The organism is Leptotrichia rugosa (genome assembly GCF_041200005.1).
In the GTDB taxonomy this organism is placed as follows: domain Bacteria; phylum Fusobacteriota; class Fusobacteriia; order Fusobacteriales; family Leptotrichiaceae; genus Leptotrichia; species Leptotrichia rugosa.
Map to the genome: position 1 here is coordinate 1,736,103 of NZ_CP165644.1, position 12,751 is coordinate 1,748,853.

General features: G+C 31.1%; 12 protein-coding genes and 1 riboswitch. Of the genes, 9 read left to right on the forward strand and 3 right to left on the reverse strand.

Features of this window, described 5'->3' with window-relative positions:
- Positions 1–178: 178 nt before the first annotated feature.
- The 3 genes from sufD to sufC are packed head-to-tail and all read right to left on the reverse strand — an operon-like array spanning position 179 to position 3,560.
- Positions 179–1,306, reverse strand: a complete 1,128-nt coding sequence (sufD, locus tag AB8B22_RS08855; protein ID WP_369710845.1) for a Fe-S cluster assembly protein SufD — start codon at positions 1,304–1,306, stop codon at positions 179–181.
- A 51-nt stretch (positions 1,307–1,357) separates the two neighbouring features.
- On the reverse strand, positions 1,358–2,770 hold the full coding sequence (gene sufB, locus AB8B22_RS08860) for a Fe-S cluster assembly protein SufB (protein ID WP_094079794.1): 1,413 nt from the start codon (positions 2,768–2,770) through the stop codon (positions 1,358–1,360).
- Between the two features lie 43 nt (positions 2,771–2,813).
- The gene (gene sufC / locus AB8B22_RS08865) at positions 2,814–3,560 is read right to left on the reverse strand and encodes a Fe-S cluster assembly ATPase SufC (RefSeq protein ID WP_369710846.1); all 747 of its coding nucleotides are present in this window, start codon (positions 3,558–3,560) and stop codon (positions 2,814–2,816) included.
- Between the two features lie 256 nt (positions 3,561–3,816).
- Here sufC and AB8B22_RS08870 point away from each other — a divergent pair, with 256 nt between their 5' ends.
- The 9 genes from AB8B22_RS08870 (at position 3,817) to AB8B22_RS08910 (ending at position 12,741) form a co-directional block, all read left to right on the forward strand.
- Positions 3,817–5,157 carry a cobyrinate a,c-diamide synthase gene (locus AB8B22_RS08870; RefSeq protein WP_369711949.1) on the forward strand — a complete coding sequence of 447 codons (1,341 nt, stop codon included), beginning with the start codon at positions 3,817–3,819 and terminating at the stop codon, positions 5,155–5,157.
- Positions 5,158–5,327: 170 nt separating this feature from the next.
- Positions 5,328–6,107, forward strand: coding sequence for a 30S ribosomal protein S2 (gene rpsB, locus AB8B22_RS08875; RefSeq protein ID WP_369710847.1), 780 nt, complete (start codon positions 5,328–5,330; stop codon positions 6,105–6,107).
- Positions 6,108–6,238: 131 nt separating this feature from the next.
- Positions 6,239–6,436: a PspC domain-containing protein gene (locus tag AB8B22_RS08880; RefSeq protein ID WP_314082183.1), complete on the forward strand. Its 198-nt coding sequence runs from the start codon at positions 6,239–6,241 to the stop codon at positions 6,434–6,436.
- Positions 6,437–6,585: 149 nt separating this feature from the next.
- Complete coding sequence (locus AB8B22_RS08885) at positions 6,586–7,281, forward strand: tetratricopeptide repeat protein (protein ID WP_094079790.1); 696 nt, start codon at positions 6,586–6,588, stop codon at positions 7,279–7,281.
- Positions 7,282–7,554: 273 nt separating this feature from the next.
- The gene (tsf, locus tag AB8B22_RS08890; protein WP_094079789.1) at positions 7,555–8,436 is read left to right on the forward strand and encodes a translation elongation factor Ts; all 882 of its coding nucleotides are present in this window, start codon (positions 7,555–7,557) and stop codon (positions 8,434–8,436) included.
- Between the two features lie 68 nt (positions 8,437–8,504).
- Entirely contained in the window at positions 8,505–9,215 is a 711-nt protein-coding gene (pyrH, locus tag AB8B22_RS08895) for a UMP kinase (RefSeq protein WP_369710848.1), read from the forward strand.
- Positions 9,216–9,234: 19 nt separating this feature from the next.
- Positions 9,235–9,792, forward strand: coding sequence for a ribosome recycling factor (gene frr / locus AB8B22_RS08900; RefSeq protein WP_094079787.1), 558 nt, complete (start codon positions 9,235–9,237; stop codon positions 9,790–9,792).
- Positions 9,793–9,836: 44 nt separating this feature from the next.
- A riboswitch (Lysine riboswitch) is annotated at positions 9,837–10,013 on the forward strand.
- A gap of 162 nt (positions 10,014–10,175) precedes the next feature.
- Positions 10,176–11,486 carry a diaminopimelate decarboxylase gene (gene lysA, locus AB8B22_RS08905; protein ID WP_369710849.1) on the forward strand — a complete coding sequence of 437 codons (1,311 nt, stop codon included), beginning with the start codon at positions 10,176–10,178 and terminating at the stop codon, positions 11,484–11,486.
- 37 nt (positions 11,487–11,523) lie between these two features.
- The gene (locus tag AB8B22_RS08910; protein ID WP_369710850.1) at positions 11,524–12,741 is read left to right on the forward strand and encodes an aspartate kinase; all 1,218 of its coding nucleotides are present in this window, start codon (positions 11,524–11,526) and stop codon (positions 12,739–12,741) included.
- The last annotated feature ends 10 nt before the right edge of the window (positions 12,742–12,751 follow it).

Sequence of the window (12,751 nt, forward strand, 5' to 3'; positions counted from 1 at the left end):
ATTTTATTTTAAATTTTTTTATTTTTTATATTATTTGTATTTTTTATATTATTTGTATTTTTTATTTATTTTTTTATTTTAAATTATTAAAAAATATAATTTAACCCACTTCACTACTACTTAAAGTATAGCACTCAGTGGGTATTTTTTCAAATTTTATATTTTTTTATATTCTTTTTTATATTCTTTCTTCCAATTCTTCTAATAAATGCTCTCTTAATGCTTCATCATCGATATTATTTAATATTGGTTTAAATGACGATTCCACAATTAATTTTTTTGCTCTGCTCTCAGATAATCCACGGCTCATCAAATAAAACAGCTGTGATTCATTGACTTTTCCAATTGACGCATAATGTTCTCCAATTACATCGTCTTCGTCACAAAATAATGTCGGAATTGAGTGAACATTTATATTTTTGTCCAGCAAAATGGCAAATTCTCCTTCTCTTCCTTCCGATTTTGAAGCCCCTTGCTTAAAGTACATATTTCCACGAAATACTTTGGTTGCTGTGTCTTTTACAGCTCCTCTTCCGTGAATGTCTCCCAATGTTTTTCTGCCGTAAAATACTGTTGAATATTCCAAGTCAACTTTTCTATCTCCGTCAGCCAAATATCCTGGAAATACATAAGCCTGTGAATTATCTTCCAATAAATATGAAGTGTGGCTAACTGCATTTACTTGCGCCCCCAGTTCAACGCTGTAATAATTTACGATTCCCTGCCCTTTCACTTCAATTTTAGAGCTTTCAAAATTTCTGCTTTTTGTATTCAATGTTTGAATTTTTATTATTTTCACATTTGAATTTGCTCCAGCAAACACTTTTATAACTCCGTTGTGATAACTTTCGGCATCGTCACTTGAATTATAGCTTATAATAATTGTAGCACTTGCAAAATCTTCTACTTCAATCACATTGTAGTCAACTAAAAAATTATTTTCTTTATCTGCCACATAAGTCAAATAAATTGGATGTTCAATTTTTTTTCTCTCTTTTATTTTAATAAATTGTCCCTGATTATAAAAAGCAAAATTTTGCAATTTGAAAAACTCTCCAAGTCCGTATTCATAATTACTTTTCAATCTTTCCAAATCTTCTAGGGAATCATTAATCCCTTTTACTTCCATACCTTCCTGGTTTTCATTTTTTGTTGAAAAATTATCAAACTTTTTAAATTCTTGCGGTTCTTCATATTTATATTTAACTCTTTTCCAGTCAGGTTTTTTCAAGTCTTTATATTTTTCAAAAACTTTTAGCCTGTATTCGCTATTTTCAAGATTTTCTAAACTTGTCTTTTCTAGCATCCCATTTCTCCTTTATAAATTAATAATTTAATTACTTATTTATATAAAAATTTATCCAATTGTCCCTTCCAATTCCAATTCAATAAGTTTATTTAACTCAACTGCATATTCCAGCGGCAACTCTTTTGAGATTGGCTCAACAAATCCTCTTACAATCATTGCTTTTGCCTCATCTTCATTAATTCCCCTCGTCATCAAGTAAAAAATTGCCTCATCACTAATTCTTCCAATTTTAGCTTCATGCCCAATATCGACGCTGTCATTTCTTATGTCGATTATAGGTATCGTATCTGAAGACGAAATATTATCTAACATAAGCGATTCACATTCAACTGTCGCTTTAGTTCCAGTCGCTTCTGGCATAACTCTTAATAGTCCTCTATAAAAAGAAGCTCCTCCATTTTTAGAAATCGATTTTGAATGCACTGTTGAAGTTGTATTTTTTCCAATATGGACAATTTTACAACCAGTATCCAGGTTCTGTCCGCTTGAAGCAAAAGTAACTCCAGTAAATTCACATCTAGCACGGTCTCCTTTTAAAATACTCATCGGATAAAGCATTGAAATTCTTGACCCAAATGAGCCTGAAACCCACTCAATTACACCATCTTCTTCAACTAGTGCTCTTTTAGTATTAAGATTATACATGTTTCTCGACCAGTTTTCTATCGTAGAATATCTAAGTCTAGCCCCTTTTCTCACAAAAAGCTCAACCGCTCCAGCGTGAAGCGCATTTTTCTGATATTTTGGCGCAGAGCATCCTTCAATAAAATGTAAGTCCGCTCCTTCGTCAACAATTATTAGTGTATGTTCAAACTGTCCAGCTTCTGGCGCATTTAATCTAAAATAAGATTGAAGCGGCATATTGACTTTCACGCCTTTTGGCACATAGATAAACGAGCCTCCCGACCAAACAGCCCCGTGAAGCGCTGAAAACTTGTGATCATTTACTGTAATCAAAGTCATAAAATATTCTTTTAGAATATCTTCATATTCTTTGATGGCTGTTTCAATATCCGTATAAATGACACCTTGCTCAGTTAATTCCTTATGAATACTGTGATACACAACTTCTGAATCATATTGCGCTCCAACTCCTGCAAGCGACTGTTTTTCCGCCTCAGGAATTCCAAGCCTATCAAAAGTATCTCTTATATAACTTGGCACATCGTCCCAATTTTCATTCATTGGCGCAGAATCTGGCTCCAAATAGTGAATTATGTCATTCATATCCAAGTCTGACAAATCTGGACCCCAGTCAGTCATCGGCTTTGAATTATACACTTCTAGCGCTTTTAGTCTAAAATTTAACATCCATTCCGGCTCATTTTTTCTAGCAGAAATTTTTCTAATTATTTCTTCTGTCAACCCCTTTTGAACTTTATATCTGTATTTAACTTCGTCTTTTATGTCATAGACTCCCCGTTCAATATCTGCGACATATGTTTTTTTTCTTGTTTCCATAATTTCCTACACTTTCCATTTTTTAATTTTTTCTCTTAAAATTCTATAACCCAAATTGCTTTTTCATTTTTCCATAACCATTTTTTTCAATTTCTTCAACTATTTCCTTTCCACCAGTTCTCACAATTTTTCCATCCATCAGAATATGCACAAAATCTGGATCTAAATAGTCCAAAACTTTGTCGTAGTGTGTTATAATTAAAAGCGCTGTATCATTTGTCTTTAATTTTTGCACACCTTCAAACACAATTTTTGTCGCATCGATGTCAAGCCCTGAATCAGTTTCGTCTAAAATCGCTAATTTTGGCTCAAGAACCGCCATCTGTAAAATTTCATTTTTCTTTTTTTCACCTCCAGAAAATCCAACATTCAAATGTCTTTGAGCGTATTCTGGATTAATGTGGAGTTTTTCCATCTTTTCTTCTAATTCATTATGAAACTGCATCAAATATTGTTTTTCTCCAGTTACAGCTTCTTTTGCCGTTCTCAAAAAATCTTCTACTGTTAGCCCCGGAATTTCTTCAGGATATTGAAATGACAAGAAAATTCCTTTTTTTGCTCTCTCATCAACAGTATTATCGTTAATATTTTCTCCATCCAAAATAATATCTCCATCGATTAACTTATGTTTCGGATTTCCCACCAGAATACTTGCAAGCGTAGATTTTCCGGCACCATTTGGTCCCATTATAACATGGACTTCCCCCTTGTTGATATTTAAATTAAGACCTTTTAAAATCTCTTTCCCCTCAACTTCAGATCTTATATCTTTTAACTGTAATAAACTCATTTTATTTTTACCTCCTAAATATTTTATTTATAAATATTTTTTTATCAAACAAAATTGACAATTATATTTTACCAAAAAATTGTAACAAAATCAATTATGAAATAATTTATTTTTTTTATAAATTTAAAATAATTAAAATTTTAAAATTATTTTATTTTAAATTCATAAAAAAATAAAGTATAATAATATAAAAAAAATTAATTTTTATAAAAAAATAAATAAAATTAAAGAAAGGGAAAAAGAAAAAATGAAAAAAATAAAAAAAGTATTGATTGCTGGAACAAATAGTGGAAGCGGAAAAACAACAGTTACAAGCATTCTTATGTCTTGTCTAGCAAATGTCGCTCCTTTTAAAGTGGGTCCTGACTACATCGACACAACTTATCACGAAATTTTTACAGGAAATAAGTCACATAATTTGGATATTTTTATGGTTGGCGAAGAAAATATGAGAAACATTTTTGAAATTTATTCACAAAATAAAAATATTGCGGTTATTGAAGGAGTTATGGGACTTTTTGACGGACTTTCCAATGAATTTGACAATTTTAGTACAGCGCATGTTGCAAGAATTTTAGATATTCCAGTGATTTTGGTAATCAGTGCTAAAGCGATTTCTACAAGCTGTGCCGCCATCGCTCTTGGCTTTAAAATACTAGATCCTAGAATAAATATATGCGGCGTTATCTTAAATAATATGAGTTCACAAAGACACTATTTGAGCTTAAAAGAAGCTATAGAGAAATATGCAAATATTGAATGTCTCGGGTATGTTCCAAAAAATGAGAGTTTGGCGCTTGAAAGTCGACATTTGGGACTGAAATTGGCATTTGAAGAAAATGAAAAAAAGATTTTGCAGCGAAAAAAATTATTTTGTGAAATTGGAGAAAAATATTTGGATTTGAAAAAAATTAAAAAAATCGCTAAAAATTTTGAGCCAAAAATGACTTTTGAGAACTGGGAAAAAATTAAAAATTTGAAAAATAAATACTTTGGCAAAAAAGTTGCAATTGCAAAAGACAGAGCTTTTTCTTTTTATTATCAGGAAAATCTTGACTTATTAAAATTTTGTGGCTTTGAAATAACTGAATTTAGTCCGATTTTCGATAAAAAAATTCCAGAAAATATTGATTTTATTTACTTTGGCGGTGGTTATCCAGAACTTTTTGCAAAAGAGCTGCAAGACAATATTTCTATGAAAAAAAGCATTTTGGAAGAATTTGAAAAAGGAACAAAAATTTATGCGGAATGTGGCGGATTTATGTACTTAGCTAAAAAAATCCATCTGTTAGATGGCGAGAATTATAACTTTTGTGGAATTCTTGATTTGGAGATAAAAATGCGGGAAACTCTTAATATCAAGCGTTTCGGATACATAAATATTGAGACAGAAAACGGAATAAAGTTAAAAGGACATGAATTTCACTATTCTGAAATAGTTAAGAATAAAGAGAATTACACATTTTATAAAATTTGTAAAAATGACGATAGAAAATGGGATTGCGGATATAGGAAAAAAAATATTCTTGCAGGTTATCCACATATTTCTTTTTTCTCAAATCTAAAATTTTTTAAATTTTTAGTTGAAGAATTGTGATTCTATTAATTAATTTTATTTTTATATTTGACAAAAAATACATATCAATGTTATAATACTATGAATTAATCACACTTTGCATTATTTTGCAATAGGGTGTTGCAAATTCTGCAATCTGTTGCAAAAGAAAAGTGGGAGAAAAAACCAAAAAATTTAGGAGGAAATTAGTAATGGCAGTAATTACAATGAAACAATTATTAGAAGTAGGAGCACATTTTGGACATCAGGCAAAAAGATGGAATCCAAAAATGAAACCTTATATTTTCACAGAAAGAAACGGAATCCACATTTTGGATTTACACCAAACTTTAGAAGCAACTGAAAAAGCTTATGAATTTGTAAGACAAATTTCTGAAGAAGGTGGAAAAATCTTATTCGTAGGAACTAAAAAACAAGCTCAAGAATCTATTAAAGAAGAAGCCCAAAGAGCTGGAGGATTTTATGTAAACCACAGATGGCTAGGAGGACTTTTAACTAACCTAGAAACTATTAAAAAAAGAGTAAAAAGATTAAAAGAATTAGAAGAAATGGATGCTGATGGAACTTTAGACGAAGCTTACACTAAAAAAGAAGCTGGATTATTAAGAAAAGAAATGGCAAAACTTTCTAAAAATATTGGTGGAATTAAAGAAATGAACACTTTGCCAGCGGCACTATTCGTTGTTGACATCAAAAAAGAATTTTTGGCATTGGAAGAAGCTAAAAAATTGGGAATTCCTGTAATTGCATTAATCGATACAAATGTAGATCCTGATTTAGTAACTTACAAAATCCCTGCAAATGATGACGCTATAAGATCAGTAAGATTATTTTCTCAAGTTATAGCAAACGCTGCAATCGAAGCTAACGGTGGAGTTGAAGCTAACGCTGACCAAACTGCTGCTCCATTAGATGAAGAATTTGAAGTTACTGAAGAAGTTGTGGAAGAAGAAGTAGTAACTGAAGAATAATTTTTAAAAATCAAAAATACTATATAAAATTTGATGTGCCAAAATACAAAATTATTTAATTTTTTAGAAAAGATTTGCTTTTTCTTTTAGTTAAATAATTTACCATGAAATGTATTTTAGGAGGAAATATTATGGAAAAAAAATTATATAAATCATTAAAAGATAGGAAAATAGCAGGAGTTTGCGGAGGAATTGCTGAATATCTTAATATTGATTCAAATGTTATAAGAATAATCTGGGTTATATTTGCATTTGGATTTGGAACTGGAATATTGGCATACATTATTTGCGCTTTAATTTTAAGTGATAATCCATCTGAATATCAATAATTAAAGTAATTAATTCTTTGCTAGATAGATAAAATACAATAGGGAAATAAAGTCATTTCCCTGTTCTTGTAAAAATAGCAAGTTTAAATTAATAAAAAACGAACTCACATTTTTATTGGTCAAAAATAAAAAAGAAACGGTGAGCGATTATGAAAAAAGTTTTGATTGGACTATTTTTAATAGCAAGTTTAAGTGTTCTAGGTGCAAATAGCCAGAAAAAAACTACGAGCACTTCAAATTATACTGCAAATATAGATAATCAATATTTTGCAGTAGATGGAAGCCTTATGAATATGTATTCAAAAGAAAAAACTGAATTTAAAAATAAATACATGGCTTTAACTCAAAAGAGAGATAAGAAAAATCTGATTGCATTATTAAAAGAATATGTTAAAAAATATCCAAATGATGCTTACGCTTATGAAGAGATAGGAACTGATTATGATATACTAGGTAATCAAAAAGAGGCAGAGAAGTATTATTTAAAAGCAATTGAATTAGGAGATGACGACACAGGAGTGTACTCACTGTTTTTATTATACAGTGACGAAGATTATCTAAAATCATTAAATTTGACTGTTAAAGAGAAAAATGAAAAAAATAGCATAGTAGACAAATATGAAAAGCAACTGTCGGATGCCGGCTTTACGCATGATAAACTTAAAGAACTTAGAGAACACAAACAAATGGCATTAATTGGTAATGCATATTCTATATATAGATTAGCAATTTATTATAGTGGTACTAAAAATCATAAGATGGCAGAAAAATATGCAAAGGAATTTTTAGAATTTGATAAAACAAATCCAGAAATCTTAAATATATTAAAAAATATTTCAAAATAATTTTTTTAACAAAAAGATAGCAAGAAGTTTCCAACTTCTATAAGTGGGAGATGAATTGCATTTTTGCTTGATATTCATAACAAAGTTTATTATACTAAATATATCAGGACAGGGACTGTCCGTAGAGCTTGGTAAATATATTTGGCTAATAAAAGCAAATAATTCCCAAGAATTTCTAACTTCTAAAAGTTGGAGCAGTTCACTAATAAATTGATTATTAAACAAAATAAAAAAAACAAAAATTAGAAATAAATAATATAGGAGGAAAATAAAGTGGCAATTACAACAGCACTTATTAAAGAATTAAGAGAAAGAACTGGAGCAGGAATGCTTGACTGTAAAAAAGCTCTAGGAGAAAATGATGGAGACATCGAAAAAGCAATTGACTGGTTAAGAGAAAAAGGAATTGCTAAAGCAGCTAAAAAATCAGGAAGAGTAGCAGCTGAAGGATTAGTATTCGCAGCAGTTTCTGAAGATAGAAAAAAAGGAGCTATTTTGGAATTCAACTCTGAAACTGACTTCGTTGCTAAAAATGACGAATTTAAATCTTTTGGAGAAAAATTAGTTACATTAACTTTGGAACACGATTTGACAAGTGAAGATGAATTAAAAGCATTTGAACACGAAGGAAAAACTATCGAAACTCACTTGACAGAATTAATCGCTAAAATTGGTGAAAACATGAACATCAGAAGATTAAAATTAGTTGCAACTACAGGATTTATCGAAACTTACATTCACTTAGGCGGAAAAATTGGAGTTTTATTAAATGTAAACGGTGAAGCAACTGACGAAAATATTGAAAAAGCAAAAGGTGTTGCAATGCATGTGGCTGCAATGGATCCTAAATATTTGGACAAATCACAAGTTACAACTGCTGACCTGGATAGAGAAAAAGAAATTGCAAGACATCAATTAACAGCTGAAGGAAAACCTGCAAATATAATTGAAAAAATATTGGAAGGTAAAATGAGAAAATTTTATGAAGAAAATTGTCTAGTTCAACAAAAATATGTAAGAGATGACAAAGTTACTGTTGAAAAATTTATCGCTCCAAGCACAATTATTTCATTTGACAGATTTAAAGTTGGAGAAGGAATCGAAAAAGAAGAAGTAGATTTTGCTGCAGAAGTGGCTGCACAATTGGGACAATAATAATTTAAATTACTCTAAGGGGATAAAGTCCCCTTTTTTTAAAAAAGTTTACGAAAGGGTTGAATTTTGTGTTAAAATATAAAAGAATACTTTTAAAATTAAGTGGTGAAGCACTTGCAGGAAACAAGGAATTTGGATTTTCAAACGAAGTCTTGGAAAGCTTTGCAAAGCAAATTAAAGAGGTTCACGAAAAAGGTGTGGAAGTGGCTATCGTAATCGGTGGAGGAAATATTTTTCGCGGAATAAGTGGTATGGAGAAAGGTTTTGACAGAGTTACTGGCGACACAATGGGAATGCTTGCAACTATCATGAATGGACTTGCACTCCAAAATGCAATTGAAAATCTGGGAGTGCCAACTCGTGTTATGACTGCACTTCAAATGCCACAAGTAGCTGAACCTTTTATCAGAAGAAAAGCTATAAGACATTTGGAAAAAGGAAGAGTTGTAATTTTTGCGGGAGGAACAAGTAACCCTTATTTTACGACAGATTCATCGGGAGCGCTAAGAGCTGTGGAAATACAGGCTGATGTACTTGCCAAAGGTACAAAAGTTGACGGTATTTATGACAAAGACCCTATGAAATTTGATGACGCAATAAAATATGATACAGTTTCATTTGACGAAGCAATTTCAAAAAATTTAGGCGTGATGGACACGGCCGCACTTTCTCTTTGCAGGGAAAATCAAATGCCAATCGTAGTTTTTAACGCACTTCAAGAAGGTAATATTTTAAAAATGGCGCAAGGGGAAACTATCGGAACAACAGTAAAAAAATAAATAAAAAGGTGGTAAAAAAATGCTAAATACAATTTTAAAAGAAGTTGAAGAAAAAATGTCAAAATCAGTTGAAAATACAAAAGAAAGATTTTCTCACACAAGAGCAGGCAGAGCAAATGTATCTATGCTTGATGGTGTTACAGTTGAAGCCTATGGCGCACCAACTCCTCTTAATCAAGTTGGGACAATTTCAGCTCCAGAAGCAAGACTTTTAGTAATCGACCCATGGGACAAATCACTAATAAAAACCATTGAAAAAACAATTTTACAGGCAAATTTAGGATTTAATCCTTCAAACGACGGAAATATCATAAGATTAGTGGTGCCTGAATTAACTGAAGAAAGAAGAAAAGAATATGTAAAAATGGTAAAAAAAGAAGCTGAAGAAGGAAAAGTTGCCATAAGAAACATAAGAAAAGATGTCAACAATAAATTAAGAAAACTTGAGAAAGATAGTGAAATTACAGAAGATGAACTAAAATCAAGTGAAGAAAAAGTTCAAAAAACAACAGATAAATTTATTGCTGCAATTGATACAGCTCTTGCTGCAAAAGAAAAAGAATTATTAACTGTGTAAAAATTCTTTACAAAAGTTAAAAAATTAGTTATAATAATAAATATAAAAAAGATAGAGGTGCAATTATTATAAGTAGATTTACGGAGAATGGTCAATTTGATGAAATAAATTGAAAGGAATAATTGCCGAAGTACAAAGTTTGACCAGCTTTGATACTGGGGCTGTGGAGAATATCCGTAGAACTGTCATTATCACAAAGATAATGGGGAGCTGTCAGATATAATTCATTATTTAAAATTAAAGGTTAAAGATAAATGTATGTTTTATATGCTGATATGCTATTATCAGCATTTTTAATTATTAATTTTTTTAGTTTATTACTTCTTTAAGGTGCTGAATAAAATAAAAAAATAAATTAAATAATATGAAAGGATAATAATTAAATGAAATTATTTGGAACTTCAAAAATTAATGAAAAAGGAAACTTGTCCATCGGCGGAGTTGATGCGCTAGAACTTGTAAAAGAGTTTAATACACCTCTTTATGTGATGGATCAGGAACTTATTGAAACTACTATTGACAAAATGAAACACGCTTTTCATTCGACAAGATTTAAAACGAGAATAGCTTACGCTGGAAAGGCATTTCTTACAACTGGAATGATTAAATTAATTGAATCAAAAGGACTTGATTTAGATGTTGTTTCAGGTGGAGAATTATATACTGCCTACAAAGCTGGATTTCCAATGAAACGAGTGCATTTGCATGGAAACAACAAACTTATAAATGAGATTGAAATGGCTGTTGAATATGGAATTGACACAATTGTTGTAGATAATGAAGATGAAATTTCTAAAATTGAAAAAGTTTGTCTAGAAAAAGGAAAAAAACAGGCGGTTTTACTGAGAATTGATCCTGGAATCGAAGCTCATACGCACCATTACATCAAAACTTCTGGACTTACTTCAAAATTTGGAATTTCATTATTTCAAGAAAACTTAATTGACATTGTAAAAAGATTAAACGATAGTCCCTATATTGATTTTAAAGGATTTCACACTCACATTGGTTCACAAATTTTTCAATCAAAATTTTTTATTTTTGCATTGGAAGAAATTTTCAAATATTTGGATAAATTAAAAAAAGAGTTAGGAATAATCGTTCATACTGTAAATATGGGTGGTGGATTTGGAGTTTACTACAAAGAGGGAGATGACCCTAAACCTATTGAAGACGTGCTATCTGAAATAATTACCTACACAGAAGCAATGGAAATTAAATACCAAATTGGATTTAAAGAACTTTGTATTGAACCAGGAAGAAGTATTGTCGGAAATGCAGGAACTACTCTTTACGAAGTCGGTGGAATAAAAGAAACTGTCGGCGGAAAAACTTATGTGTTCATCGACGGAGGAATGTCAGATAATATAAGAACTGCGCTTTACCAAGCTGAATACGAAGCCTGTGTTGTAAATAATCCAAATGACACCGACACAAGAGAAATCACACTTGCTGGAAAACTATGCGAATCGGGAGATATTATCATAAACAAGGGAAAATTGCCAAAATCAACTAAAATTGGAGATATAGTGGCAGTTGGGACAACTGGAGCATACTGTTACACAATGTCAAGCCACTATAATAGAATGGTAACACCAGCAGTTGTATTTGTAAAAGATGGAAAAGCTAAGGTGGCAGTTAGAAGAGAAAACTATGAAGATTTAATAAAAAATGATGAAATTTTTGAATTATAATAAAAATTAAAAAATAAAAAAGGAAGGTGTATTTATTGTGATTATTGTGCATAAATATGGTGGTACTTCAGTTGCCACAACAGAAAAAATTATGAACATTGCTAAATATTTAGGACGGGTAAAAGACGCTGGAAATGATGTTGTTGTCGTAGTTTCTGCGATGGGAAAAGCAACTGACGCATTAATTAAACTAGCTCACGAAATAACAGAAAATCCAGATTCAAGAGAAATGGACAGACTTATGTCAACAGGAGAACAGCAGACAATTTCTCTTTTAAGTATTGCTCTAAAAACTTTGGGATATGACGCAATTTCATTAACAGGAGCACAAGCGGGAATTAAAACAATCGGACATTATATGAAAAACAGAATTGTCGATATTGATGCCGAGTCTATAAAAAAACATTTAGATAGTGGAAAGATCGTTGTAGTAGCTGGATTTCAAGGAGTGAATGAAGTTGGAGATGTAACAACTCTAGGACGTGGAGGTTCTGACACATCAGCAGTGGCACTAGCATCAGCGTTAAAAGGAAAATGCGAGATTTATACAGATGTTGACGGAATTTATTCAATTGACCCAAGAGTTTATAGTGATGCAAAAAAATTGCCATTTATTTCTTATGATGAAATGATGGAATTGGCTTATTTGGGAGCTGGAGTGATGGAACCCCGTGCCGTTGAACTAGGTGGAAAATATGGCGTTGAAATTTACGTAGGAAAATCATTGGGTGAAAAAAATGGAACGATAATAACTTCAATCGAAAAAATAAAGGAGAATAAAAAAATGGAACAAAAAGTAATCACAGGAGTGTCAATAAACGAAAATACAATAATGGTAAATGTGGAGGAAATCCCGACAAATGCGCAAAACGTCTACGAAATTTTTGAAAAAGCAGAAAAAAGCGGAATAAATGTAGATATGATAAGTCAAAACGATGTTTCAAGCCATCACGGAAGCTTTGCCTTTACTTGTCCAAAAACTGATATGGCGGCGCTTGAAAAAATTGGAGAAAAAATTGAAGCAAAATACGAAAATACATCTTTTATAATAAACCCTTATGTTACGAAAGTTTCAATCGTAGGAATAGGATTAATAAGTAATGTAGGTGTAGCTTCAAAAATGTTCAAAATTTTAGCAGAAAACGACATAAGTTTTCACCAAATTTCAACTTCAGAAATAAGTATTTCTCTAATTGTCGATGAAGTGATGGGAAAAAGAGTGGCTGAATTATTTGCTAAAGAATTTGATTTATAGGAGACCTTGC